This window comes from Enterococcus sp. MSG3290 (genome assembly GCF_050555565.1).
Lineage (GTDB): Bacteria > Bacillota > Bacilli > Lactobacillales > Enterococcaceae > Enterococcus_B > Enterococcus_B faecium.
The window spans coordinates 2,378,114-2,404,619 of the sequence record NZ_CP187862.1 but is presented as its reverse complement, the minus strand read 5'-3'; the positions used below and the strand labels follow the sequence as shown (position 1 = coordinate 2,404,619).

The window sequence follows — 26,506 nt, the reverse complement described above, 5'->3', positions numbered from 1 at the left end:
AGGGAAAAAGAGAATTATTTACTGCTTTGGTTCAGCAATTTTTTTTGCAAATCGGATACTGAAGGTGGCAGAAACAATAATTACGATCAGTAAAAAGACCAAGGCAATAAAGCGTTGATTGAAAAAAGCTGTTAAAATACCCATTACGCCTAAAACAGCATATGCAGCTCCGTAAAATTGTAGGAATCCTTGATTTTTATCATTTTTGTTGATCAATACAAAAAAGATATCCTGTTTATTAAATAAATAATAGCTAACGAATAATAATACTAAAGTGGCGATAATCATTAAAATCCTAATCATGAACAAATCCTCCAAAATAAGCAACAAATAGAAAAAGCAATTTGCCAAGAGCAAATTGCTTTATTCTTTAAAAGATGGTAATCTCCGTTAATGCCGTTGTTTGTCCTGTAGTATTGATCCCGCGAATTCAAGCAGGTGGGTCCCATGGTCGTAGCTTCGAACTACCAAATGATAAGGCATGTTACCAGCAGTGACACAAGACGGGTCCCAAGATATCAATAAAAATGTTCGGTCAACACACAAAGAGGACAATTCGAACATCACAGATTTCCCACCTCTATAGTAGCATATGAATTTAAAAAGAGCAATGAGAGAGCTCGCAGAAACAGAACCGTTTTCTTGTCTAGTTTTTTGGAGGATGCTTTTTCCACTCTTTTATACGGTAATACTGTTGACCCAGAGCCTGTTCATATTTCCCTGTATCTTTTGGCTGATAATACTGAGCATTCTTCAGTTTATCTGGTAAATATTGCTGATTGACCCAAGCCTGATCAAAATGATGAGGATACTGATAACCCACGCCACGGTTGAGTGATTTCGCACCTTTGTAATGGCTATCTCTCAAATGATCAGGAACATCTCCAGCTTTGCCCTCTCGAATATCAGCAAGTGCTGCATCTAATGCCATGTAGGCAGAATTGGATTTTGGCGACAAGCAAAGATCGACGACGACGTCTGCTAGTGGGATACGTGCCTCAGGCAATCCCAATTTTTCAGCAGCTAATACAGCGTTCACTGTACGAGCCGCAGCAGCAGGATTACCTAAACCTATATCTTCATAACCGATAACCATCAGACGCCGGCAAATACTTGCCAGATCACCTGCCTCAACTAAACGGGCGAGATAATGAAGTGCAGCATCCACATCACTTCCACGAATCGATTTTTGAAAAGCCGAAATAACGTCATAATGAGCATCTCCATTTTTGTCATGGGTAAGAGCTTTTCTTTGGACACATTCTTCAATGATCGACAGTGTAAGATGAATCCTTCCTTCTTTATCTGAAGGAGTCGATAGTGTAGCCAGTTCCAGCCCATTCAATGCACTCCGCAAATCGCCGTTCGTTGCACGCGAAAGGTGAAGAAGAGCATCTTCGTCTAACTGGATTGCTTGTTGTCCAAGGCCGCGTTCTTTATCCCTTAAAGCATGTTCGACTGCCAACTGGATGTCTTGTTCTGTTAATGGTTTGACTTCAAAGATCTGTGTACGGCTGCGGATCGCTGGATTGATGGTAATATAAGGATTCTCAGTAGTCGCTCCGATCAAGATGATTCGGCCACTTTCTAAATGAGGAAGCAGAAAATCCTGTTTTGTTTTATCTAATCGGTGTACTTCATCCAATAAGAGGATCACTGTACCACTCATTTTTGCTTCTTCCGCTACAACTTGTAGATCCTTTTTTGAATCTGTAGCGGCGTTTAGCATGCGAAATGCATAATTAGTAGAGCCGGCGATCGCACTTGCGATACTCGTTTTTCCAGTACCAGGAGGTCCATATAGAATCATGGAAGAGAGCATGCGAGCATCGACCATGCGGCGTATGATTTTTCCTTCCCCGACTAGATGCTGCTGACCAACGACTTCATCGATCGTTCGAGGTCTCATGCGATAAGCCAATGGCTGTTGCATAGGATTTTCCTCCTTCTTGTTTTTACGTCCCTTAATTATATCATATTTAGCAAGATGCCTAGAAAGAACAGCCTTCTGTTGTTTTGTTTTCATAGCTTATCCAACTAATATTGTGTATGATAAAGTAGGTGAGAAAAATGACGGATAAACAAAAGATAGATGAATTTTTTTGGAATAAAACGACGCCAGAAGTGGCACGGGATTTATTGGGGATGTATTTGGAGCATGACACACCAGAAGGAAGATTAGCTGGATATATTGTAGACGCGGAAGCATACCTAGGTCCAGAAGACGAGGCCGCCCATAGCTATGGTTTAAGAAGAACACCGCGTGTGCGGGCAATGTATGAAAAACCAGGTACGATCTACCTTTACACGATGCATACTCATCGGATTTTGAACATCATTACTCAGCCAGAAGGGATTCCTCAAGGAGTAATGATACGTGCAATCGAACCCGCCGCAATGATTGATCAAATGAGTAAAAATCGTGGCGGAAAAACTGGTCCAGATATCAGCAACGGTCCGGGAAAATTAGTGGAAGCATTAGCAATTCCTCAAGAACTTTATGGTCAGTCTATAGCAGATAGTTCGTTACGCTTAGTTTTTGAGAAAAAAAAGACACCAAAAAAGATCAATGCTTTGCCTAGAATCGGTATCCCAAACAAAGGTGTATGGACAGAAAAGCCGTTGCGTTTTGTTGTGTCGGGAAATCCTTATATCTCTTTACAAAGAAAAAACCAAATCGAGAAAGATTGGGGTTGGAGGAAAGAAAATGAAAAAGAAGGATCTATTAACATATTTAGATGAAATAATTGAAAAACAAGTGACAGACTATGATGTAGCTTTAGATTGGGATACAAAAAATCATACGATCGAGATCGTTGTTCGCTTGTTTGCAGAAAATAAAGCACAATTTGAGATTGATGATGCAGAAGGGATCGTTTCGCAAGAACCAATTATCGAATTTGAAGACGGCGTACTTCTTTTTAATCCTCAGAAATCTGTTTTTGATGAACGCAATTATCTAGCAGTAATCCCTTATGAAGGAAAAAAAGGGTTGGCAAAATCAGTAGCTGATTCTTTAGTGGAATATCTAAATGAAGTATTAGCTCAAGGGCAAAGCGATTTGCTTGATTTTTTGGATGAAGACGATGACGAAGCTGTATTCGAGCTTCACTGGGATAATCAGCAACTAGCAGAATTAGTAGAAGTAAAACAGCAAAATGAAGCAGATACTTATTTACCGTACCCAAGTTATTAAGGAGTGACAGATATGAAATGGAATGAAGTAAAAGTAGAAACTGAAAGTGAAGCAGTCGAAGCAGTTGCTAATATTTTGATGGAGGCAGGGGCGAGTGGTGTCGCGATTGAAGATTCTTTAGATGTTGAACATTTTCAGTCGGATCAATATGGTGAGATTTTAGATAAAAATGATTTTACATCGCTGAAAGAAGGCGCACTAGTCATGGCTTATTTTCCGGAAACGACTTTCTTACCGGAAATCTTGCCTTTTATCAAAGATCGTATCACACAATTACCTGAGTTTGGTCTAGCTATTGGAAAAAATAAAGTAACAGTTAGTGAAGTAGAGGAAAGCAACTGGGCAACAGCCTGGAAGAAATACTATCATCCGGTGCGTATTACGCGAATGCTGACGGTTGCGCCAAGCTGGGAAAACTACCAGACAGAAGATCCTCTAGAAAAAATTATCACACTAGATCCTGGTATGGCATTTGGCACAGGCACTCATCCCACGACTTCCTTGACATTGACAGCACTAGAAACAGTCTTGCGTGGTGGTGAAACATTGCTAGATGTGGGAACTGGGTCGGGCGTGCTAAGTATTGCAGCAAAATATCTTGGTGCAAAAGATGTCTATGCCTTTGATTTAGACGAAGTAGCCGTTCGTTCAGCGAAAGAAAATATGGATATGAATGAAATAGCCAAAGATGTCCATGTATCAGCTAACGATCTTTTGACAGGAATCGAGATTGAAAGTGATGTAATCGTTGCGAACATTTTAGCAGATATCATCTTATTGATGATCCCAGATGCTTGGCGTTTACTGAAGCAAACAGGCACGCTGATCGTTTCAGGAATCATTGAAGAGAAGAAGCAAATGGTTCTGGATGCCATGTTAGAACAAGGGTTTATCGTGGATCAAATTTTCCAGCAAAAAGACTGGTATGCAATTATTTTGAAAAAACCAGAGGTGGAATAGATGCAGCGGTATTTTTTAAAAGAATCATATGAATCAAAAGACTATTTTGTTTTAGAAGGGGAAAACTATCACCACATTGTACGGGTTATGAGGATGGAACCCGAGGATGAAGTTTTTTTGGCATTCAATGATCAAATAGCCATTGTTGCAGAAATCACGGAGATTACTGAAGAGGCTGTTTATCTGAAAGAAATTAAAAAAGAAGAAAATCAAAAGGAACTGCCAAGTTCGATTACCATAGCGAGTGGCTATCCTAAAGGGGAAAAGCTGGATTGGATCGTTCAGAAATCCACTGAATTAGGAGCGCAAGCTTTTCTTGGTTTCCCGGCATCAGCCTCTGTCGTTAAATGGGATGCAAAAAAACGTATGAAACGACAACAACGGCTTGAAAAGATTGCTCAAGAGGCAGCGGAACAATCCCATCGGCAGATCGTGCCATCAGTAGAGTTATTGGAAACGAAACAAGATTTATTTGAGCGGCTAGATGATTATGACGTGGTCTTGGTTGCTTATGAGGAATCAGCAAAGCAAGGCGAAAAATCAAATGCAGCCAAAATTCTTAGTGAAACAAAACCAGATAGTCGAATCTTAGCTGTCTTTGGACCAGAAGGTGGATTATCCCGCGATGAAGTCGATTATTTTGTAGAACACAAAGGGATACTTTGTGGATTAGGACCAAGAATCCTTCGTACAGAAACAGCACCTCTTTATTTATTAAGTGCTGCTAGCTATCAATGGGAATTAATGAATCCTTCTTTCAGCTAACGTTCTTCATTAATAAAAGAGTATCGACAGAAAGAATTGAAAAAATAGTCAACAATTTGTATAATAGAAACAATTATTTATACAATGGATACGAAAAATCGTTTGAAAAAGCTTTTAAAAAGCGAACATTTCCGTAAAAAAACGTATAACTGCACGGATTTTGGGACAATTATCAAACAGATATTTGTCCCGATTCCCGTTTTACCGAAAAAAGAAAGGGGGATCGATTCCTGTGACAAAAGAAGAAATTTTAACGGGACCCGGTGTCATAAAGCTCGTTAGTCAATACATGGGTCCCGAACATGTAGCATTTGTTGAGAAAGCATGCGAATACGCGACTGCTGCACATGACGGACAGTTTAGAAAATCAGGCGAACCCTACATTATTCATCCTATCCAAGTCGCAGGTATATTAGCAGATTTAAAAATGGATCCCCATACAGTGGCTACAGGCTTCTTACATGATGTTGTTGAAGATACAGAAATCACTTTAGAAGATCTGAGAGAAGAATTTGGCGATGACGTTGCTATGTTAGTGGACGGCGTAACCAAATTAGGGAAAATAAAATATAAATCCCACGAAGAGCAGCTAGCAGAAAACCACCGAAAGATGCTGCTAGCAATGGCTCAAGATTTACGAGTTATCATGGTCAAATTAGCTGATAGACTACATAACATGCGTACGTTGAAGCACCTGCGAGAAGATAAGCAAAGAAGGATCGCTCAGGAAACTTTAGAAATCTATGCGCCTCTTGCACATCGTCTAGGGATCAGCCGGATCAAATGGGAATTAGAAGATACAGCACTTCGTTATCTAAATCCAAAACAGTATTACCGTATCGTCCACTTGATGCAGACGAAGAGAGAAGAACGTGAAAAATACGTAAGTGGTACTGTTGAAGATATTCGAATAGCGACAGAAGAGCTGGGGATTTTTGCAGAAATCTATGGACGGCCAAAACACATTTATTCAATCTATCGTAAAATGAAAGATCAGAAAAAGCAGTTCAACGAAATTTATGACTTGCTAGCTATTCGAGTGATCGTAGATTCAATCAAGGATTGTTATGCTGTATTAGGAGCAATCCACACAAAATGGAAACCAATGCCCGGCAGATTTAAGGATTATATTGCCATGCCAAAAGCTAATATGTACCAATCTTTGCATACTACCGTGATCGGTCCGGCAGGAAATCCGGTAGAAATTCAAATCCGAACACAGGAAATGCATGAAATCGCTGAATTCGGGGTTGCTGCACACTGGGCCTATAAAGAAGGAAAAAATGAAAAAGTAGAACCAGATGGTATAACGAAACAATTAAGCTGGTTCCATGAGATACTCGAACTTCAAGACGAAAGCTATGATGCTTCTGAATTTATGGAAGGCGTAAAAGGAGATATCTTTAGTGATAAAGTCTACGTCTTCACACCAAAAGGAGACGTTACTGAGTTACCAAAAGGATCCGGACCATTGGACTTTGCATACAGTATCCATACAGATATCGGTAACAAAACCACTGGTGCAAAAGTAAATGGCAAAATGGTGCAGCTTGATTACAAATTGAAAAACGGAGATATCATTGAGATCATGACTTCTCCAAATTCATTTGGCCCAAGTCGCGACTGGTTGAAATTAGTTGCTACTAGCAAAGCAAGAAATAAGATCAAACGTTTCTTCAAAGCCCAAGATCGAGAAGAAAATGTGATCAAAGGCCACGAATCCGTGGTCAAATGTATTACAGATCTAGGATTTACGCCTAAAGATATTTTGACGAAGAACAAACTGCAAGAAGCACTCGATCGTTTTAATTATCAAACAGAAGATGATCTCTATGCAGCTGTAGGGTATGGAGAAGTTAGCCCCTTGACGATGGCCAATCGTCTGACTGAAAAAGAACGTAAAGAACAAAAAATCGAGCAGCAAAAGCAAGAAGCAGAAGAAATCATGAATCAGCCGAAAAAAGAACCTGACAAAATGAAAGTACGTCATGAAGGTGGCGTTGTCATTCAAGGGGTAGAAAACTTACTAATTCGTATCAGTCGCTGCTGTAATCCGATTCCTGGTGATGATATCGTTGGTTATATCACTAAAGGCAGAGGGATATCCATTCATCGTCGAGATTGTCCGAATGTTCAGCCTGACAAACCAAATGTAGCAGAACGTTTGATTGAAGTCGAATGGGAAGATACATCGAATACACGAAAAGAGTATGATGCAGATTTGGAAATTTACGGCTATAATCGTTCAGGCTTATTGAATGATGTACTTCAAACAGTCAATGCGCTAACGAAAAATCTCAACAGCGTTGAAGCACGGACGAATAAAGATAAAATGGCGACGATCCATTTGACGGTTGGTATCCAGAATTTATCCCACCTAAAGAGTATCGTGGATAAAATCAAAGCAGTACCTGATGTCTACAGTGTACGCCGGACGAATGGATAGGAGGACAGATATGAGAGCAGTTGTTCAACGGGTAAGTAAAGCTGCTGTGTCAGTCGATCAGCAAGAAATTGGAAAAATTGGCTACGGCCTACTTGTTTTATTAGGCATTCATGAAACCGATACGCAAAAAGATGTGGACTATCTGGTAAAAAAAATTGCACAAATGCGTATTTTTGAAGATGAACAAGGAAAAATGAATATTAGTGTAGAAGATGTGGGAGGACAAATTTTAAGTATCTCTCAATTCACACTGTTTGCGGATACGAAAAAAGGAAATCGACCAAGCTTTGTGGAAGCCGCACGACCAGAAACAGCTATTCCTTTATACGAATCATTCAATGAAGGAATCAGAAGTCGCGGCATCACAGTCGCTACCGGACAATTCGGAGCAGATATGTCGGTTTCTCTCGTCAATGATGGACCTGTAACGATCATTATTGATTCTAAAAACAAATAAAGTAATCTGGTTTTCACTAGTAAAAACTATGAAACACGTCGCTTAAGTTAGACTGATAAACTCTAACTTAAGTGGCTTTTTTGTCTGCAAAAAGCGCTTCTTTTGTCAGCAGTCGGAAAAAAAGTTAAGCTTAAATTATACAAGTTATTTTTTATAGGAGGTTGCTGAAGATGAAAGAAGTACCAGTAGTAGATATCAAAATCACAGATTTAAAAAAATTGTATCAAAAAGGATACAACATGTTGGAGGAGTTACGCCATGAAGCGGACGCTCCCGTCGTCAAAGCAAAGATTTTCAATAAAGAAGCTATCACGATCTACGGATCATCAGCAGCAAAAGTATTTTATGATCCAAGGAATTTCAAACGAAAAGGTGCTATGCCAAAATTAGTATTGAAGACACTTTTTGGTCAAGGTGGAGTACAGACTTTGGATGGAGCTGCTCATCACCATCGGAAAAATATTTTTATGGATCTAATGACACCGGAAAGAATGGAAGATTATCATCGTATCTTAGATAAGAATCTGACACAAGCACTTGAAGCACAGCATGGTCAATTTGAACTATTTGATTTAAGTAAGATGGTTTTCTTTACATCTATTTGCGAGTGGGCAGGTATCAATTTATCAGCGATTTCTAAAGATGAGGTCGAAAAATTAGCAGAATATCAAATCTCTATGATCAGCGGAACGTTTACTTCTCCGATTGATCACATAAAAGGTGTCGAAAATCGCAAAAAATCAGAAAAATGGGCGCAAGGCTTGATTGAAGAAGCTCGACAAAATCCTGTGGCTGGAAAAGAAAATGTGGCATTATATGCTTTTGCCAATGCCACAGATTTAGATGGTCAGCTTTTACCTCTGGAAGTGGCAGCTGTTGAATTATTGAACATCATCCGTCCAACGGTTGCTCTAACTGTGTGGGCGGCATTGATGGGACATGCACTTTTCAGTAGACCAGATTTGTATCAGCAATTAAAAAATGACTTTTCGACGTTACAAGATCCGTTTATTCAAGAAATGAGACGCTATTATCCTTTCTTCCCAATGCTACCTGCGATTTCGCTGAAAGAAGTAGAAGTAGATGGTTATCGTATACCAGAAGGCAGTTGGGTTATTTTAGATTTATATGGAACAGACCATGATGAACGAACAGTTGAAGCGCCAGATTCCTTTATGATCAAACGGTATGTAGGAAAAGCAAAAGATATTTCCTATAAAGAAGAATATGAGATGATTGCACAAGGCGGGGGAGATTTTCGACAAATGCATCGCTGTGCAGGAGAATGGATCACTCTTCATAGTCTACGTGTGTTTTCCGATCAGCTAGTAAATAAGTTTGAGTTCTCTGTACCTGAACAAGATTGGACGATTCCATTCAATCAGTTTCCGACTTATCCGAATAGCCGAGCGCTACTTTACAAGAATTAGATTAGCATAAACTTATCGAAAAAAAGGAAGATCAAACAGTGCTGATCTTCCTTTTTTCATATTACTATAAATTGATAAGGTCAATTGATCAAAATCCACGAAATGCTTCATCAATGGTTTGATAATCTTCATTGGATAAATGCAAATCTAAAGCTTGGACATTGTCAGATACTTGCTCTGGACGCTTAGCTCCAGGTATAACTACAGACACTCGTGGATTCTTCATGTACCAAGCTAAAACAAGTTGCGCAGGAGTGGCTTGGTATCTTTTAGCAATGGGGCGAAGTACATCGACAGCGGTTAAAATTTCTCTGAAACGTTCTCCTTGGAAATCTGGATTTCTTTTTCGAGGATCTCCTTCACCAAATTGTTTTTCCTCACCAAGTTCATATTTTCCTGTCAGCAAACCGGAAGCAAGAGGAAAATAGGGAACAAAACTGATTTTGTTTTTTTCAAGATAAGGGAATAATTCTTTTTCAGCCTGCCGATGGATCAAACTGTATTTATCTTCTACTACATCGACATATCCATCTGCATTCGCTTCTTTCAATTGTTCTAACGTGAAGTTTGACACACCGACTGCTCGGATTTTTCCTGCTTCTTTTAATTCGTGCAATGTAGCAACTGATTCATTTTTTGGTGTGCTTTCATCCGGAAAGTGGATATAAAAAATGTCGATGTAATCAGTTTGCAGACGTTTTAGTGCATCTTCCACCGATTGTTTGAGAAACTCAGGAGAATTATCAAATGTTCGCCCTTTATTTGGTACATGAGCAGCTTTTGTAGCGATGACGACACGTGAGCGATCATATTCTTTTTCCTTCAGTACCTCGCCAATCAGTTCTTCGGAACGGCCGTTTCCGTAAGCATAAGCGGTATCGATCAAATTGATCCCGCTATTCAAAGCTGTACGAACTACTTGTTTTCCTGTCTCATCTTCCAAACCGTCAAAAAGATTATGTCCTCCAACGGCATTTGCTCCTAATCCAAGCTGTTCTGCGTAGACTTGTGAATGTCCGATTCTTATTTCTGCCATAGCTGATTCCTCCTTTTTGTCTAGTCTAAAGCAAAATACCAAAAAGCTGAACTAAAACGTTTTTGTGAGGGGAAATAGTCAGATATCTCTTGACTTTGAGACTGGTTTTTAGTAGGTTATAAGTAATATCGAATGTCAATGAAAGAGCGAGTAAGTTTTTGAAACTTTACAAGAGAGGATCATCGAGGCTGAAAATGATCTAAAGTTTCATTAGCCTAAAGACACTCTGGAGATGGACGAGTGAAAAGCCGTCCCGCGTACGAGCGTTATTCGTAAGAGGAAAGAGAAATCTTTCAAAATTAGGTGGTACCGTGTATGAATTTCATTCACCCTTGTTCATGATGAACAAGGGTGATTTTTTTATTTACATAGCTAAGAAAGGGAGAGAAAACTATGAGTTTCCAAAGACCAAAAGGAACAAATGATATTTTGCCAGGCGAATCAGAAAAATGGCAGTTTGTCGAAGAAACAGCACGTTTATTATTCAGAGATTATCAGTATAATGAAATGCGTACACCGATTTTTGAACACTATGAAGTGATATCCCGAAGTGTAGGGGATACAACGGATATCGTTTCAAAAGAGATGTATGATTTTTATGACAAAGGGGAACGCCATGTGACGCTTCGACCAGAAGGTACAGCACCAATCGTTCGTTCTTTTGTTGAGCATAAATTGTTCGGCCCAGAGTATGCGAAACCGTTCAAAACTTTTTATATGGGACCAATGTTTCGCTACGAACGCCCTCAAAAAGGACGGTTACGTCAATTCCATCAAATCGGAGTAGAAGCATTTGGATCAGAAAACCCTGCAACTGATGTGGAGAGCATGGTGATGGCACTTGATTTCTTCAAACAGTTGGGGATCACGCAAATCCGGCTAGTCATCAATTCATTAGGTGATAAAGAAACGCGTCAAGCCTATCGTCAAGCATTGATCGACTATCTTTTACCTTTTGAATCAGAGCTGAGTGAAGACTCTAAACGCCGCCTTCATGAAAATCCATTACGCGTATTGGACAGTAAAGACAAACGAGATCAAAAATTTGTGGCAGAAGCTCCATCTATCTTAGATTATCTAAGCGAGCCTGCTCAAAAACATTTTGATACCGTTGTTTCCATGCTGGATGCATTGGCTGTTCCTTATGAAATCGACAGTAATATGGTTCGCGGACTAGATTATTACACACATACGATTTTTGAAATCATGAGTGACGCACCAAAAATGGGGGCACAAGCAACGATTTGCGCAGGCGGACGTTATGACAATCTAGTGGAAGAACTAGGTGGTCCTTCAACACCTGGCTTCGGATTTGCAATGGGTATCGAGCGATTACTCTTGACTATGGAGGCAGAGGAAGTAGTTATCCCTGCATTTAATGAGTTGGATGCTTACGTGGTCGTACTCGGAGACGAAACAAATATCGAAGCATTGAAAGTGGTCCAAGCGATTCGAAACTTTGGTTTTTCAGCTGACCGCGACTTCATGAACCGTAAAGCAAAAGCGCAATTTAAGACAGCAGATAAAGCGAATGCCAAATTAGTATTGGTGATCGGTGAAGATGAGCTTGCTAGTCAAACGATTAATGTCAAAGCAATGGCAAGCCGAAAAGAAAAAAGTTTTCCATTAGAAGAGATATATGAACATTTTGATGAAGTCTATGATGAAATGACTTTATTCGAGTAGGAGGAAAAAAATAAATGGCACAAAGAACGATCTATTGCGGATTAGTTTCCGAACAACAATTAGAACAAACAGTTACATTAAAAGGATGGGTACAAAAAAGACGAGACCTTGGGGGAGTAATCTTTATCGACCTACGTGATCGTGAAGGAATCGTTCAAATCGTCTTTAATCCTGAAATCAACAAAGAAGCATGGGAAATCGCGGATAAATGTCGCAGTGAATACGTGATCGAAGTGACTGGGGAAGTTAGAAGACGCGGAGAAAATGCAGTAAATCCTAAAATGGCCACTGGTGAATTCGAAGTGATTGCAAGTGAAATCGTGATTTTGAATCAAGCAAAAACCCCGCCATTTCAAATTGAAGATGATCAAGCAATCAGTGACGAAATACGTTTGAAATATCGTTATTTGGATCTGCGTCGTCCAAAAATGACTAAAAACATCAAATTAAGAAATGCGACAACAAAAGCGATTCGTCATTATTTAGATGATAATGACTTTCTCGATATCGAAACACCTTACCTAGGGAAATCTACACCAGAAGGCGCAAGAGACTACCTAGTTCCTTCACGTGTCCATGCTGGACATTTCTATGCGTTGCCGCAATCTCCTCAATTGTTTAAACAATTGCTGATGAATGCTGGATTCGACCGTTATTATCAAATCGTTCGTTGTTTCCGCGATGAAGATTTACGTGGAGACCGTCAGCCTGAATTTACGCAAGTAGATATTGAAACAACGTTCTTAACAGCAGAAGAAATCCAAACTTACACAGAGGGATTGATTGCGAAGGTAATGAAAGAAGTTCGCGGTATCGAAGTCACATTGCCATTTCCTCGTATGACCTATGATGAAGCAATGGCTCGCTACGGCAGCGACAAACCGGATACACGTTTTGACATGGAATTGATCGATCTAAGCGATACAGTCAAAGAAGTAGAATTCAAAGTCTTCCAAATGGCTCTTGAAAACGGCGGTGTCGTGAAAGCATTGAATGCTAAAGGCGCTGCAGATCGCTACTCACGAAAAGACATGGATCAGTTAGGTCAATATGTAGGACAATTCGGAGCTAAGGGGCTTGCATGGCTGAAAGTAGAAGAAGACGGATTGAAAGGTCCAATTGCTAAATTCATGGGAGAAGCAACAGAAGCAATCATTAAAGCAACAGATGCAAAACCAGGTGACTTGCTGATGTTTGGCGCAGATAAAAGTGAAATCGTCGCTGCTGCATTAGGTGCTATCCGGACACGTTTAGGAAAAGAATTAGGACTAATTGATGAATCGAAATTCAATTTCTTATGGGTAACTGATTGGCCACAATTTGAATTTTCAGAAGAAGAAGGTCGATATGTCTCTGCTCACCATCCATTCACGATGCCAAAAGAAGAAGATATCCCGTTATTGGCTGAAGACCCTGCAAAAGTCTATGCAGAAGCTTATGATATCGTCTTGAACGGTTATGAACTAGGCGGAGGTTCTATCCGTATTCATACTCGTGAGCTTCAAGAAAAAGTACTAGAAACTCTAGGCTTTACAAAAGAACAAATGGAAGAACAATTTGGTTTCTTGTTAACAGCTTTAGATTACGGATTCCCTCCACATGGCGGTATTGCATTAGGATTGGACCGTTTTGCAATGTTATTAGCCGGAGAAGATAATATTCGTGAAGTCATTGCCTTTCCTAAAAACGGAAAAGCAGCAGATGTGATGAGTGATGCACCAAGTATGGTTTCGCCTTTACAATTGTTCGAATTGAATATTGATGTAACGAATATAGAAGAATAGCCGATAAAAAGGTAAAAAGGATTTGTCGAATACGCTTCTTTTGACAACCTTGATTTAATTGAAAAACACTTTATAATGAAGCCATAACATATAAAGCGGGGCTTTTCCATGAAAAAAACATTCGAAAATTGGGCTTATCATGATTACACGACCAAGCTTTCGGTATCTATCGTTTATGCGTTGATCGCATCAGTCGCATTGAATTTCTTTTATCAGCCAGGACATATTTATTCAAGTGGTATTACTGGTCTAGCTCAGATTTTGACGACTTTGTCAAAATCACTGATAGGATTCGAAGTACCGGTATCAACAACTTTGTATTTACTGAATATACCTTTGTTTGTATTGGCGTGGTTAAAAATCGGGAAGAAGTTTACAATTTTCACTTTTATCACAGTCACTTTGACCTCCCTTTGTATCCATATTTTACCGGAAACAGTCCTATCTACTGATCCAATCATCTGTGCGTTGTTTGGGGGGGCTGTGATGGGACTAGGTATTGGGCTAGCGTTGAGAAACGGCCTATCATCGGGCGGTCTAGATATCGTGAGTATCACGATTCGTAAAAAAACAGGAAAGTCGATTGGTTCTATTTCGATCTACTTCAATGCATTGATCGTTTTTGTTGCCGGAATTCTATTTGGCTGGCAATATATGTTTTACAGTACGTTGTCTATTTTCGTCAGTGGAAAAGTAACTGATGTCGTTTATACTAAACAAAAGAAGATGCAGGTAATGATCGTAACGAAACATCCAGAAAAAGTAGTAAATGAAATCCAAAACTGTATGCGTAGAGGGATCACGATCATCAATGAAGCAGAAGGTGCTTATAAGCATGATAAGCAGACAGTATTGATGACGATCGTTACACGATACGAACTGCCTCTACTTAGAGAAGCAATGAAAGCTTCTGATCCACAAGCTTTTGTAAGTATTGCAGAAAACGTCCAGATACTTGGTCGTTTCTATGAGGATGGCATTTAAATCGAGTTTGACAAAGATTCATGAAATACTGCTGTAGACAGACGTTCGTTTGTCTGCAGTTTTTTTCTACCATAGTAGAATCAGCAAAGAAAAACTGCTTTTTTATTTGAAATTTTCTTAAAGTTGAAAAAAAGCATGTTTATTTTTTTAAATTTATGGGATGATAGAAAAAAATAGTAGAGAAAGGACACGATTCTACTTGCTATTTTCACTTAATACCCGTATATTACGAATGAAAAAAGTTTATGAAAAGTTGGAATATTGAATGGAAAAACAAAAAAGGTTAAAAAACAGCCGCTACATCACTGGGTTTGATGGGCTCCGTTCATTAGCTGTGGTGGGTGTTATCTTCTATCACCTTCTGCCAACTAGTATGAAAGGCGGCTATTTGGGCGTTCCGATTTTTTTCGTCGTATCTGGTTATTTGATCACGGATCTGCTGCGGCAGGAATGGGAACAAAATGGAAAAATCAATATTTGGCAATTTTATGTCAGAAGAATGAAGAGACTCTATCCGGCACTTGTTTTTATGCTTGTGACAGCTTCGGCTTATATCACTTTGTTTCAGCGAGGGCTGTTAAACAATCTTCGAGGAGTTGTGGTCAGCAGCTTACTGTATGTCAACAACTGGTGGCAAATCAATAACGGTTTATCTTATTTCGATCGATTTGCTAATGAGTCACCGTTTACGCATATCTGGTCTTTAGCAGTAGAAGGTCAAAACTATTTGGTTTGGCCGATCTTATTTGTATTGTTGATGGTATTTGTTCGTAAAAGAAAATGGATCTTTTATACTGTGTTAGGTACATCCTTCCTCTCCGCCATCTTGATGATGATCTTGTATACACCAGGAGGCGATCCAACCCGTGTTTATTACGGTACCGACACTCGTCTGTTTTCTATATGGTTGGGAAGTGCGCTTGCGTTTGTTTGGCCAAGTACGCGTTTAAAGAAAAACATCCCGAAACAAGCGAAAAATATTCTGAATATCGCTGGAGGAATCTCGCTTTTGGCACTGATTCTTTGCTTCTTCTTTTTAGATGATCATTACAATTTCATCTATTACGGAGGAATGCTCCTAGTGAGTCTGTTATGCGTAGTGCTAGTTGCAGTGACAGCACACCCTGGAGCAAGTTTGAATCGATGGCTGACAAATCCAGTATTTACTTGGATTGGTAAACGAAGCTATGGCATTTATCTGTATCAGTTTCCAGTTATGATTTTTTATGAAGCAAAGGTGACTGATATTGCCGATCATGTTTTGTTGCATACTTTAGTGGAAATCACATTGATTCTAATCATCAGTGAACTTTCTTATCGATATGTGGAGCGTCCGCTAGCACGTTTTGATTATGGTCGTACATTCCAAGTGATGAAAGGATGGTTCAGCAAACCGATCATCAGTAAGAGCAAACCATGGGTTGTTCCAGGCACATTACTTGTAGCAATTGCACTCGTTGGTTTCGTTACGGCACCGAAAAACGCTGTAACAGCCGATCAAAAACAACTGCAGGCAAAAATCGCTGAAAGTAAAAAATTAGCAGAAGAAACCAGAAACAATTCAGAAAACACCACTAGTTCGGTTGACCAAGCGATCCTTGATAAGTACGAGTTGTCCAAGGCACAAGGGAATAAGGCACAAAAATTAGAACTAACGGCATTTGGTGATTCAGTTATGTTGGATGCTGCAACGGATCTACAAGAACTTTATCCAAAAGTAGTGGTAGATGGAGATGTCGGACGACAATTATATGCCAGTGTACCGTACATTGAAAAATTAAAGGAACAAGATTTGTTGAAAGACACTGTTCTGATTGGACTAGGAACGAATGGCTCATTCTCGGAAGCTCAGTTTGATAGTGTGATGGATGCAATCGGTGATCGAAAAGTATACTGGGTCAATGTCCGAGTACCGACGAAGCGCTGGCAAAATGACGTGAATGCGATGCTTGAACAGATGACGAAAAAATACGACAATATGACGCTGATTGATTGGTACAGCTACAGTAATGACCATAGTGACTGGTTTTATGATGATCAAGTCCATCCAAATCCTGAAGGGATGACACATTACATTCACTTAGTCAGCGAAGCCTTGCTAGGAGGAAGTTCAAGTACGAACAGCAGTGAGACAAACGTGACAGAATGATAGCTACAAAAAACTTCAGGCAAAAACATTTGTTTTTGCCTGAAGTTTTTTTATATTTATCGTGTTTTTAACATTCATATAGATTCAGGAAGCAAAACGGTTGAGTGTGTCTGTAAATAACGTTCTTTTTGTTTTCGGGTGAGTTTTTTGAATGCAGCTTCTGCTTTTGTTGCTTCGCTTCTTGAAGAAAATACTTCTGCATGGATCATCTTAACAGGTCTTCTTTTTTGAAGACGAGTATATTTAGCACCAGTACCATTGTTATGTTCCTCTAATCGTCTAGAAAGATCGGTTGTATATCCACCATAAAATGTCTGATCTTTACAGAATAATACGTAAAAATAATGTTCATTTGCCATAGAGCATCTCACGAATCTCTGCAGTGTATTCTCCATCCATATTGTAAGTGATCAATGGTGGAGCGACTTTGAATCCGTCTAATTTGCCTTCTTTGATTCCTTCAACTAACAAAATATTTGCCTCTTTTCCAGGTTTTGGGTAAACAAATTGGATCCTTTTAGGTGCAATTCGATAGTATTCCATGACCTGAATGATTTCTAAGAACCGATCAGGACGATGGACCATAGTAAAGCGTCCATTTGTTTTTAGTAGCTTACTTGAAATATCGATCACTTCTTCTAACGTCGTATGGATCTCATGACGGGCGATTGCCAGGTGTTTATTAGGGTTCGTTTTATTTGTTGGCAGCCCTTTGAAATAAGGTGGATTACAGACGACTAAGTCACAAGAATTATGTCGAACGACAGATAAGCTGTCTTTCAGATCGATGGTGTGGACGGTCATTTGTTCATTTAAATGGTTAAGCGCGATACTACGTCTTGCCATGTCTGCTAGACGAGGTTGAAGTTCGATAGCGTCGATAGCCGCCTGGGTTCGTTTACTTAAAAAAAGTCCAACTGCGCCATTTCCTGCACAAAGGTCAACAATCTTCCCTTTTTTTGGTACACGGGAAAAGTGAGCAAGCAGCACAGCATCTAAAGAAAAAGAAAACACTTTGGAACTTTGGATAATCTTGATATCTTCTGCGTATAATTGGTCGATTCGTTCGTCTTCGTGAAGCATGGATTCCCTCCAAAATGAAAAAAATAGTCGTCTGTATTATACTATTTTTATTAAAAAGAACCAAGGTGGCTTGTCAAACCTCTATTTTTTATGCATACTATGACCATAAGAAGGGAAAGGAAGAGACTATGTTTTATCGATTTATGCGCGGGGTAGTTCGAGTACTATTAGCCTTAGTTAATGGAAATGCCCGCTATGAGAATAAAGAAGTTTTACCGCAAGATGAGAATTACATACTAGTTGCTCCCCATCGTACTTGGTGGGACCCATTATATCTGGCGGTAGCTGCAGCACCCAAGGAATTCAGCTTTATGGCAAAAGAAGAACTGTTCAAAAATCCAGTTCTGCGATTTATATTAACTCGATCCAATGCTTTTCCAGTTAAAAGAGAAAATCCAGGACCAAGCGTCATTAAAACACCTGTAAAGATTTTGAAATCGACAAATTTGAGTTTGATCATGTTTCCCAGTGGGACAAGACATGCTACAGAACTTAAAGGCGGAATGGCATTGATTTCCAGAATGTCTAAAGCGAAAATCGTGCCAGCTGTATATCAAGGTCCGTTGACACTTTGGGATCTGTTCAAGCGTCAGAGAGTGACAGTGCGTTTCGGCGAACCAATCGACTTATCAGATATCAAGAAAACGGATAAAGAAGGTATGGCGGAGATCGAACGACGAACACAAGCAGCTTTTGACAAATTGGACAAAGAAGTGAACCCTGATTTCAAATATGAAGTCAAAAAAAAATAAAATGATAAGTTTATGCGTGGGCGGTCTTTTGAATCTACTGTCCTGTTCAGTTCAGACTTTTCAATGAAAACGAGGGAGAGACGTCAAGTCTGCCCTCTTTTTGCGTTCCAATATGTAAAATAGAAGACAGGTGTCATGTAATGGATCAAAGTGTTATAATAATTAGAAGGACATTTTTTGAGGTGATTGAATGCGTTTTTTACATACAGCCGATTGGCATATCGGAAAAAAACTACAAGGTTATGACTTGATTGAAGACCAGCGTCATGTACTATCTTCTATACTAGATATCGCGAAAGAAGAAAAAGTAGAGGCAATCGTGATTGCCGGAGACTTATATGATAGGAGTGTCCCAGCTGTTGATGCCGTAGAATTATACAATGAATTGATGGTCGATTGGAATTTAAAGGAAAAGATCCCGATTTTTGCTATATCAGGAAATCACGATAGCAGTACGAGACTTTCAGCGGGTACGCCATGGTTCAGTTATTCGAACTATTTTTTGCGAACACAGCTAGCAGAAGCATTTGAACCAGTCGAGTTTAAAAACGTACAATTTTTCTTTCTTCCTTACTTTGAACCAATTGCAGCGAGATTATATTTTGAAGATGACAATATCCGAACGATCAAGCAAGCGGTAGCCAAGGTGATAGATAAAATGCAGGAGCTATTTGATTCAGAAAAAAAACAAGTATTGATTAGCCATTTTTTTGTAATGGGAAGTGTAAAATCTGATTCGGAAACGAAAATCGAAGTAGGCGGGTTGGATTCGATCCCTGGTGAACTACTTACACCGTTTGATTATGTAGCACTAGGACATTTGCATAATCAAGCTGCTTTGAGACAGGATAATGCTCGCTATAGCGGTTCCCCATTGAAATTCTCTTTATCTGAGATCAACCAAAAAAAAGGCGTATGGATCGTTGACCTGACAACAGGCCTGGAGTTGAATTTTAGGGAGATCGAACCCCTGCATGATATTGAAGAAATAACAGCGAGTTTCAAAGAATTGCTGGACCCTGCCTTTTATCAGTCCGTCAATCGGGAGAATTACATCCATATCTATCTCACTGACAGAACGATCATCCCGAATATGATGAACCAGCTTCGGCAAATATATCCTCGTATTTTGGGGATTGAACGGGCAAACGGTCGAGCAGAACAAACAAAGCGCAAACGGAAAGTACTAGAAATGAAAGATCCTCAAAAATTAGCAAAAGCATTTTTTAGTGAAATGACGGAAGAACAGCTAACTGCAAACCAAGAAAAATGGCTCGGAGAAACGTTGCAAGAAATCATGGAAATGGAATGATCAAGAATGAAACCGAAAAAATTACAACTTAAAAATTTTGGTCCTTTTATCAATGAGACCGTAGATTTTTCACGTTTGACAGAAGCACCGCTTTTTTTGATCAGCGGGAAGACAGGAGCTGGCAAAACGACGATTTTTGATGGGATCACCTTCGCACTTTTTGGTGAAACTTCCGGAAGACTTCGCTCTGGAAAAGAGATGCGTTCTTTGTTTGCTACACCAGACGAAGAAACAAGCGTGACTTTTTCTTTTGAACATCAGCAGATGAGCTATGAAATCGAACGAAAACCAGAACAAGTTTTAGCAAAACGAAAAGGAAACGGAACAAAAAAACAGGCAGCCAAAGTAACGTTGACCATTTTTGATGGGAAAGGAAAAGAAATAAAACAAATCACAAAACGTACAGAAGCAGATCAGTTGATCAGAGAACTGATGAATCTCGATGCGAAACAGTTTTCTCAAATCGTTTTACTACCCCAAGGAGAATTCCGTAATTTTTTGGTTTCATCAAGCAGTGATAAAGAGACTGTTTTACGTCATTTATTCGGTACTCAATTTTTCCAACAGTTCAATGAGCGATTAAAAGAAAAAGCAAAACAACAGCAACAAAAATTGGATCATTTAGAGCAAGAGCTGCATCTTCTGCAAAAAAGGTTTGTTTTAGTCAAAGAAGAGGAACCAGCAGCAGGGTTTGAAGCCGTTTTAGCCCAATGGACAAACCATCAGGCAATACTCGAAAAACAAATCACGGAAGAAAAAGAAGCTCTAACGGAACTTCAGGAAAAACAAAAGCAACTAGAAAATTCCTACTATCGTTTTGAAAGCTTGAAAAAAAGTTATGAAGAAAAAACGATATTAATAAACAAGCAAAAGGAATTAGCTGCTCAAAAAGACGAAATAGAGGAAAAGAAACGATGGATTGGGTATTATGAATTTACGCAACGATTAGTCGAACCAATCCAGCGCCTACAAGAAATAAAAGCTGAAAAAATAGAACTGTCACAAAAAAGTAGTGAGCAAACAAAGAAACTAGCGATGACTACGCAGAATTATGAAGAGTGGCAAAAAAATGAAGCAAACCGCGTACGCCGACAAACAAAAATCAAAGAAGCTGCTCAAAAACTGCAAAACAAACAGATGATGGTGCCAATTGTCGAATCCTTACGTAGTAAAAAACAAGACGCAGAACAATTAACAATTTCATTGGATAAAGAAGAATTGAATGCCGAGAAGCTGTATCAAAATCTCGCTATCTATCAGGAAAGAACTCGAATTCTTCAAGAAAATTTACTGGATCAGGAAAAACTGCAAGAAGATCGTCTTGCTTTTGGACAGTTAAAATATCTAGATGAAAAGCAGCAAGAAATAGAAAAACAAAAAGCAAAAGACACTGGGTCGCTCGCACAGATAAGAGAAGAACTCAAAAAAGCAACTGAAGAAATAACAAAAAATAGTCAGCTATTGAAAGAACAGACAGAACAAGCAGAACAGCTGAAAAGCCAATGGGCAAAGCAGCAAATTGCTCGTCTTCAGCTTTTTTTGCGTCCAGGGGAGCCATGTCTTGTTTGTGGATCAACGGAACACCCCATACAACAATCAAAACACGAACAGCCAAATAAGGAAGATATCTTAAAAGTAGAACAACAACTGGCAGAAGCTGAGTCTGCTGTAGAAAGAACTCAGCAAATCATTGCCAAAAGTGAAGCACATGAAAATAATCTTCAACAACAATTATCAGATTTAGAACAAAAAATCATGGCAACGAATATACAATTGGCTGAACAAGAAGAACACTTGCAACAGGCTTTGAAAAAGGCATTTCCTGAGATAACAGAACAAAAAACAAAAACAGCTCTTGTAGTAATCGAACAATCTTTAGATAGACGAAAAAGCAAGATGGCCAATGCAAGAATAGAGCTGGAAGAAATAAGACAACAAGCAGAAAAGCTCGAACAACAATTAGCTGTCTACAAACAGCAGCAGACAGAAAAAAATAATCAGCTCCAGCAACTGCAAGGAGAAATCAAAAGTTTAGAACAACAATTGCAAGATACGGATAGTAACTGTTTAGAAGAGGAGATACGACGACTTGAAAAACAGTTAGAAGAAGACTCGAATCAACTAGCTGTTGAGCAGAAAGCAGGAGTGCAATTGTTGCAAGATCTTCATACGCTTCGGACACAGCTTGATCTTCAACATGAACAAATAGAAAAAATAGATGAAAAAATAGAAAAGGAACAAGAAAGAATAGCTAAAAAGTTAGAAAGCCAGTCGTATTTTTCAACAATTGAAGAAATCTGTGCATTTGCACAACAGCAAGCACAATATAAAGAAAACCAACGTACAGTTACTTCTTATCATGAAGAGCAATTAGTGACAGCTGACCGGCTGCGTCAATTAGAAAATATCCAGCTAACTGAGACATTCCCAGATACAGAAGAGATCAGCCAACAGTTAGAAGAAATAAGACGTATGATCGAAATAAAGCAAGAAAAGATATACGGTTTACAAGAACAAAAAATTAGTAATCAAAAAATCTACGATGAATGTCTTTCGATTTATCACACAAGCCAGACGAAATTAGATGAGCTTACGCAATTACAGCAGCTTTCGCAAACATTCAACGGAGAAAATCCTAAGAAGACTAGTTTGGAACGGTATGTGCTTCAGGTTTATCTTCAAGAAGTGTTACAAGTAGCAAATGATCATCTCCAACGTTTAACGAAAAATCGTTATCAATTTGAGCTAGCGGATACCATTGGCAGTTATCGAGGGAAAACCGGATTAGAAATCAATATCTATGATGATCAGGCAGGTATGTCTCGAAGTGCGCATACCCTGTCTGGCGGTGAGAGTTTTATTGCAGCACTTTCTTTAGCATTAGCTCTTGCCGATGTGATCCAGACACAAGCTGGTGGTGTAGCAATCGATGCATTGTTTATTGATGAAGGATTTGGGTCATTAGATGAAGAAGCTTTGGAAATGGCAATGGAAGCTTTAGAAACGATCGAAAGTGAAGGAAGAATGATCGGCATCATTAGTCATGTAAGGGAATTGAAAGAACGAGTATTACAACAAATAAGAATTGATACAGAAGGTAGCGGACAAAGCAAAATACGCTATCAACTTGGATAAAAAGGGAGATTGGTAACTATGAAATGGAGTATTCCAGAAAAAGTCATTGCACGTGGACGTCAATACTTGCAAGAAGGCCGAGTGTTATCGGTTGTCCCTGACCAAGAAGAAAACGTGTGGCATGCAGAAGTCTTGGGCAGTGAATTGTATATGGTTGATTTGGATGGTACAGCAAAAGAGATAGATTACTGCCAATGTCCCTATTGGGAGGAACATAAATATTGTAAGCATACAGTTGCTGTGGAACTTTATTTACGGTCGAAAAATCTATCTCGTATCATGAAAAAAGACCAGCCAATGCTAGAACCGGTAAAAGCAACAAGTGAGGGAGAAATCATTGCAAAAGGTTTTTCTCGTCTAAAAACACAAAACAATCCTCAAGCGGTGCAACCTTTGATTATTGAATACCAAGTAGAAACGATTGAGACTAATCAGTATCACCCAGAGCTTTCTATTTTGGCACTTTACTTGCGTATCGGTTCATTGGCATCACCGAAAAAAACATATATCGTAAAAAACATCTATGATTTTTTACAAGCTTACACAGAAAAAGAAACTTACACTGTTAATAAACAGTACCAGTTTCGTCTAGATAAACGGGCGTTTCAAAAAGAAGATCAAAAAATACTCACGCATCTTGCAGGAAGTGCTCAGACGCATCAATTATTAGGTACGAACGGCTTACAAGTCAAAGGAAAACTAGATAAAAGATATCTGCTTCTCCCAGTAGAACAAGCCCGCTTCCTGTTAGAGCAGATGAATCAGACTACACGTTTGCATCTGCAGATAAATGAACAAAACGATCAAGGAATACAATTTTCCGATCAAAACAAACCTTTATCATTCAAAGTGGAAAAATTTGGAGAAGATTATTTGCTGCAAGCATTGAATGATTTTGATTTTTTCTTTATGCATTATCAGTGGGGAGTTATCCAAGGGACATTTTATTCTCTGACGAAATATCAACAAACGGTTTATCAAACTTGGAAACAATTGATTCGCCGATTGGAGAAACCAGAAGTAGTGTTCAAGAAAAAAGAATTACCGTCTTTGTTTAAAGAGATTATCCCTCTGCTTTCAGAGATCGGCGACGTAGCTATTGCCCCTGCAGTAGAAGAGGAAGTAGCAGATATCCCCGTCGAATTTATTTTCTTTTTCCGAAAAGCAAAAGGAAAAATCCAAGCTCGAGTCGATTTCGTCTATGGCGAAGTCATCTATTCGACTGACCCGAAGCATGAGGTCTCGACAGAACAGGCTTTTCAGGTGTTACGTGACACAGTAGAAGAGAAACGAGTACTTGATCTATTCAGAATGTATCGCTACCAGAAAAATGAAACTGGTTATGAACGTCCATTGCCAAGCGGGGAAGAACTATATGCCTTTTTCCGCACAGAACTATCTGTCTTCCGTCAGTTTGGTGAAGTCAGACTTGGAAGAAAATTGCGAGAGTTGTATTTAGATGCGCATAAACATCAACCGAAAATCGAAGTAACCGAGACCGGTTCATGGCTCGATATTCGATTCGATGTGACAGGGATAGAGGAGCAAGAAATCGATCATGTCCTGCAAAGCTTGCTGAGAAATGATGCTTTTTATACATTAGAAAATGGTCAGGTTCTTTCTTTTGATTCAGAAGAATTTCAACAAACAAGCCAAGTGTTGCAACAATTACGGGAATCGATACGTACAGAAGAAGGAACGATCCATGTACCTAAAAATCAAGGATTGATCATTCAAAATCAATTGGAAAAAAGCAATGCTACTTTTAGTGAATCGTTCCAAACGATGGTACAAGATCTCATTCATCCAGAAAGATACCAGGCGCAGCTTCCCAAAGGATTGAATGCAACGATGAGAGATTATCAAAAGCAAGGTTTTCGATGGTTGAAGATGTTAGGTCATTATCAGTTTGGCGGTATTTTAGCCGATGAAATGGGACTTGGGAAAACACTACAGACAATTGCCTTTTTACTTTCGGAAAAAGAAGAACGGAAAAGCTTCTCTGCTTTGATCGTAGCGCCTGCGAGCTTAATTTACAACTGGCAGGCAGAGGTGAGAAAATTCGCCCCTTCTTTAAGTATCCAAGTAATCAATGGGAATAAAAAAGAACGTGAAGAATTACTGGCTAAAGACACAGATATCCGAGTGACTTCTTATGCCAGCTTAAGACAGGATCTAGCTAATTATCAGTCGCAAAAAATTGATTATTTGATTCTTGATGAGGCACAAATGGTCAAAAATAGCAGTACGAAAACTGCACAAGCATTGAGAGAATTAGCTGTACCTCAGCGGTTTGCACTGAGTGGGACACCAATCGAGAATAATTTAGAAGAATTGTGGTCATTGTTTGCAACGATTATGCCAGGATTTTTCCCGACTAAAACAAAATTCAGGGAACTTGCCGCAGAAGAAATTGCGCAAATGATTCGACCGTTTATTTTACGGCGAGATAAACAAACTGTGTTGAAAGACTTGCCGGAAAAAACAGAGATGAATCTATATTCTGCACTTACAGAAGAACAAAAAACTGTTTATTTAGCTTACTTGCGTCAAATGCGTGAAGAAATCACATCAATGGATTCTGAAGCATTCAAGAAAAACCGGATCGGGATACTTGCTGGTCTGACAAGACTGCGACAAATTTGCTGCGATCCTCGTCTGTTTATTGAAGATTATCAAGGCGGTTCCGGCAAGCTCGAACAAGTAAAAGATCTACTGGTAGCTGCCAAAGAGAACAAACGAAGAGTTTTGCTGTTTTCTCAATTTACAGGGATGCTGACTATCTTGCAAGAAGAGTTAGCCGAGCTAGGGATCTCGACATTTTATTTAAGAGGCAGTACGAAACCACAAGATCGGTTAAGTATGGTAGACGCATTTAATGCTGGCGAAAAAGATGTTTTTCTGATTTCCTTAAAGGCTGGGGGAACTGGATTGAATCTCACGGGAGCAGATACGGTCATCTTGTATGACCTTTGGTGGAATCCTGCCATTGAAGAACAAGCTGCTGGACGTGCACATCGGATCGGACAAAAAAATGTGGTAGAAGTGTGGCGTATGATCTCTGAAGGAACGATTGAGGAACGCATGGATTCACTCCAGCAAGAAAAACGCGAACTGTTCCAAAAAGTGATCCAAGGTAATGAAGAACAGTTGACGAAACTGACTGAAGAAGACATCCGCATGATTTTAAGTGTAGGAGAAATCGAGGAGTAAGAGACTCGAAAAAGCGTTCAGTAATGGGTAAGAAAGTCTTTCTAAAGAAGCGATTGTTTATTTGATTTAAAAAATAGCAAGGAGGCTGGGATTCCATTTTATCCCAGCTTCCTTGCTA

General features: G+C 39.3%; 20 protein-coding genes and 1 other RNA gene. 15 read left to right on the top strand and 6 right to left on the bottom strand.

Going from position 1 to position 26,506, the window contains the following annotated elements:
• Positions 1-18: 18 nt before the first annotated feature.
• The 3 genes from IGL31_RS11675 to IGL31_RS11665 form a co-directional block, all read right to left on the bottom strand.
• Positions 19-303 (bottom strand): hypothetical protein, encoded by a 285-nt coding sequence (locus IGL31_RS11675; RefSeq protein ID WP_002293648.1) that lies wholly within the window; start codon positions 301-303, stop codon positions 19-21.
• A gap of 77 nt (positions 304-380) precedes the next feature.
• Positions 381-575, bottom strand: a non-coding RNA gene (gene ssrS / locus IGL31_RS11670) — 6S RNA.
• 71 nt (positions 576-646) lie between these two features.
• The gene (locus IGL31_RS11665) at positions 647-1,933 is read right to left on the bottom strand and encodes a replication-associated recombination protein A (protein ID WP_002289088.1); all 1,287 of its coding nucleotides are present in this window, start codon (positions 1,931-1,933) and stop codon (positions 647-649) included.
• Between the two features lie 137 nt (positions 1,934-2,070).
• Here IGL31_RS11665 and IGL31_RS11660 point away from each other — a divergent pair, with 137 nt between their 5' ends.
• From IGL31_RS11660 to IGL31_RS11630, 7 genes are all read left to right on the top strand, one after another.
• Entirely contained in the window at positions 2,071-2,742 is a 672-nt protein-coding gene (locus IGL31_RS11660; protein ID WP_002289090.1) for a DNA-3-methyladenine glycosylase, read from the top strand.
• Entirely contained in the window at positions 2,708-3,196 is a 489-nt protein-coding gene (locus IGL31_RS11655) for a DUF3013 family protein (protein WP_002289091.1), read from the top strand. Before IGL31_RS11660 ends, IGL31_RS11655 begins: the two co-directional genes overlap by 35 nt.
• A 12-nt stretch (positions 3,197-3,208) precedes the next feature.
• The gene (gene prmA / locus IGL31_RS11650) at positions 3,209-4,156 is read left to right on the top strand and encodes a 50S ribosomal protein L11 methyltransferase (protein ID WP_002289093.1); all 948 of its coding nucleotides are present in this window, start codon (positions 3,209-3,211) and stop codon (positions 4,154-4,156) included.
• Positions 4,157-4,921, top strand: a complete 765-nt coding sequence (locus IGL31_RS11645; protein WP_002289095.1) for a 16S rRNA (uracil(1498)-N(3))-methyltransferase — start codon at positions 4,157-4,159, stop codon at positions 4,919-4,921.
• Between the two features lie 232 nt (positions 4,922-5,153).
• A complete protein-coding gene (locus IGL31_RS11640) occupies positions 5,154-7,367 on the top strand; it encodes a RelA/SpoT family protein (RefSeq protein ID WP_086300250.1) in 2,214 nt (737 codons plus the stop codon).
• Positions 7,368-7,377: 10 nt separating this feature from the next.
• Entirely contained in the window at positions 7,378-7,824 is a 447-nt protein-coding gene (gene dtd, locus IGL31_RS11635) for a D-aminoacyl-tRNA deacylase (protein ID WP_002289097.1), read from the top strand.
• Positions 7,825-7,994: 170 nt separating this feature from the next.
• The gene (locus IGL31_RS11630; RefSeq protein WP_002301280.1) at positions 7,995-9,254 is read left to right on the top strand and encodes a cytochrome P450; all 1,260 of its coding nucleotides are present in this window, start codon (positions 7,995-7,997) and stop codon (positions 9,252-9,254) included.
• Positions 9,255-9,342: 88 nt separating this feature from the next.
• On the opposite strand, the gene IGL31_RS11625 is transcribed toward IGL31_RS11630, so the two are convergent.
• On the bottom strand, positions 9,343-10,290 hold the full coding sequence (locus tag IGL31_RS11625) for an aldo/keto reductase (RefSeq protein WP_002289101.1): 948 nt from the start codon (positions 10,288-10,290) through the stop codon (positions 9,343-9,345).
• Between the two features lie 393 nt (positions 10,291-10,683).
• On the opposite strand from IGL31_RS11625, the gene hisS reads away from it, so the two are divergent.
• From hisS to IGL31_RS11605, 4 genes are all read left to right on the top strand, one after another.
• A complete protein-coding gene (gene hisS, locus IGL31_RS11620; protein WP_086300251.1) occupies positions 10,684-11,976 on the top strand; it encodes a histidine--tRNA ligase in 1,293 nt (430 codons plus the stop codon).
• Between the two features lie 14 nt (positions 11,977-11,990).
• Entirely contained in the window at positions 11,991-13,760 is a 1,770-nt protein-coding gene (gene aspS / locus IGL31_RS11615) for an aspartate--tRNA ligase (RefSeq protein ID WP_002289105.1), read from the top strand.
• A gap of 108 nt (positions 13,761-13,868) precedes the next feature.
• Complete coding sequence (locus IGL31_RS11610) at positions 13,869-14,744, top strand: YitT family protein (protein ID WP_002293644.1); 876 nt, start codon at positions 13,869-13,871, stop codon at positions 14,742-14,744.
• A gap of 265 nt (positions 14,745-15,009) precedes the next feature.
• Positions 15,010-16,893: an acyltransferase family protein gene (locus IGL31_RS11605; protein WP_002303199.1), complete on the top strand. Its 1,884-nt coding sequence runs from the start codon at positions 15,010-15,012 to the stop codon at positions 16,891-16,893.
• 74 nt (positions 16,894-16,967) lie between these two features.
• Here IGL31_RS11605 and IGL31_RS11600 read toward each other — a convergent pair whose 3' ends face one another.
• Positions 16,968-17,252: a GIY-YIG nuclease family protein gene (locus IGL31_RS11600; protein WP_002304776.1), complete on the bottom strand. Its 285-nt coding sequence runs from the start codon at positions 17,250-17,252 to the stop codon at positions 16,968-16,970.
• A complete protein-coding gene (locus IGL31_RS11595) occupies positions 17,242-17,976 on the bottom strand; it encodes a tRNA1(Val) (adenine(37)-N6)-methyltransferase (RefSeq protein ID WP_002324237.1) in 735 nt (244 codons plus the stop codon). Before IGL31_RS11595 ends, IGL31_RS11600 begins: the two co-directional genes overlap by 11 nt.
• Before the next feature lie 128 nt (positions 17,977-18,104).
• On the opposite strand from IGL31_RS11595, the gene IGL31_RS11590 reads away from it, so the two are divergent.
• From IGL31_RS11590 to IGL31_RS11575, 4 genes are all read left to right on the top strand, one after another.
• Positions 18,105-18,728, top strand: coding sequence for a lysophospholipid acyltransferase family protein (locus tag IGL31_RS11590; RefSeq protein WP_086300252.1), 624 nt, complete (start codon positions 18,105-18,107; stop codon positions 18,726-18,728).
• A gap of 190 nt (positions 18,729-18,918) precedes the next feature.
• On the top strand, positions 18,919-20,040 hold the full coding sequence (locus IGL31_RS11585) for an exonuclease SbcCD subunit D (protein WP_086300253.1): 1,122 nt from the start codon (positions 18,919-18,921) through the stop codon (positions 20,038-20,040).
• 6 nt (positions 20,041-20,046) lie between these two features.
• Positions 20,047-23,175 (top strand): AAA family ATPase, encoded by a 3,129-nt coding sequence (locus IGL31_RS11580; protein WP_002343353.1) that lies wholly within the window; start codon positions 20,047-20,049, stop codon positions 23,173-23,175.
• A gap of 18 nt (positions 23,176-23,193) precedes the next feature.
• Positions 23,194-26,388, top strand: coding sequence for a DEAD/DEAH box helicase (locus tag IGL31_RS11575; protein ID WP_002288952.1), 3,195 nt, complete (start codon positions 23,194-23,196; stop codon positions 26,386-26,388).
• The last annotated feature ends 118 nt before the right edge of the window (positions 26,389-26,506 follow it).

Bases quoted from the DNA above. Each gene is read 5' to 3' on its own strand.
- IGL31_RS11675 (WP_002293648.1), bottom strand. From the start codon at position 303: ATGATTAGGATTTTAATGATTATCGCCACTTTAGTATTATTATTCGTT.
- IGL31_RS11665 (WP_002289088.1), bottom strand. From the start codon at position 1,933: ATGCAACAGCCATTGGCTTATCGCATGAGACCTCGAACGATCGATGAA.
- IGL31_RS11660 (WP_002289090.1), top strand. From the start codon at position 2,071: ATGACGGATAAACAAAAGATAGATGAATTTTTTTGGAATAAAACGACG.
- IGL31_RS11655 (WP_002289091.1), top strand. From the start codon at position 2,708: ATGAAAAAGAAGGATCTATTAACATATTTAGATGAAATAATTGAAAAA.
- prmA (WP_002289093.1), top strand. From the start codon at position 3,209: ATGAAATGGAATGAAGTAAAAGTAGAAACTGAAAGTGAAGCAGTCGAA.
- IGL31_RS11645 (WP_002289095.1), top strand. From the start codon at position 4,157: ATGCAGCGGTATTTTTTAAAAGAATCATATGAATCAAAAGACTATTTT.
- dtd (WP_002289097.1), top strand. From the start codon at position 7,378: ATGAGAGCAGTTGTTCAACGGGTAAGTAAAGCTGCTGTGTCAGTCGAT.
- IGL31_RS11630 (WP_002301280.1), top strand. From the start codon at position 7,995: ATGAAAGAAGTACCAGTAGTAGATATCAAAATCACAGATTTAAAAAAA.
- IGL31_RS11625 (WP_002289101.1), bottom strand. From the start codon at position 10,290: ATGGCAGAAATAAGAATCGGACATTCACAAGTCTACGCAGAACAGCTT.
- hisS (WP_086300251.1), top strand. From the start codon at position 10,684: ATGAGTTTCCAAAGACCAAAAGGAACAAATGATATTTTGCCAGGCGAA.
- aspS (WP_002289105.1), top strand. From the start codon at position 11,991: ATGGCACAAAGAACGATCTATTGCGGATTAGTTTCCGAACAACAATTA.
- IGL31_RS11610 (WP_002293644.1), top strand. From the start codon at position 13,869: ATGAAAAAAACATTCGAAAATTGGGCTTATCATGATTACACGACCAAG.
- IGL31_RS11605 (WP_002303199.1), top strand. From the start codon at position 15,010: ATGGAAAAACAAAAAAGGTTAAAAAACAGCCGCTACATCACTGGGTTT.
- IGL31_RS11600 (WP_002304776.1), bottom strand. From the start codon at position 17,252: ATGGCAAATGAACATTATTTTTACGTATTATTCTGTAAAGATCAGACA.
- IGL31_RS11595 (WP_002324237.1), bottom strand. From the start codon at position 17,976: ATGCTTCACGAAGACGAACGAATCGACCAATTATACGCAGAAGATATC.
- IGL31_RS11590 (WP_086300252.1), top strand. From the start codon at position 18,105: ATGTTTTATCGATTTATGCGCGGGGTAGTTCGAGTACTATTAGCCTTA.
- IGL31_RS11585 (WP_086300253.1), top strand. From the start codon at position 18,919: ATGCGTTTTTTACATACAGCCGATTGGCATATCGGAAAAAAACTACAA.
- IGL31_RS11580 (WP_002343353.1), top strand. From the start codon at position 20,047: ATGAAACCGAAAAAATTACAACTTAAAAATTTTGGTCCTTTTATCAAT.
- IGL31_RS11575 (WP_002288952.1), top strand. From the start codon at position 23,194: ATGAAATGGAGTATTCCAGAAAAAGTCATTGCACGTGGACGTCAATAC.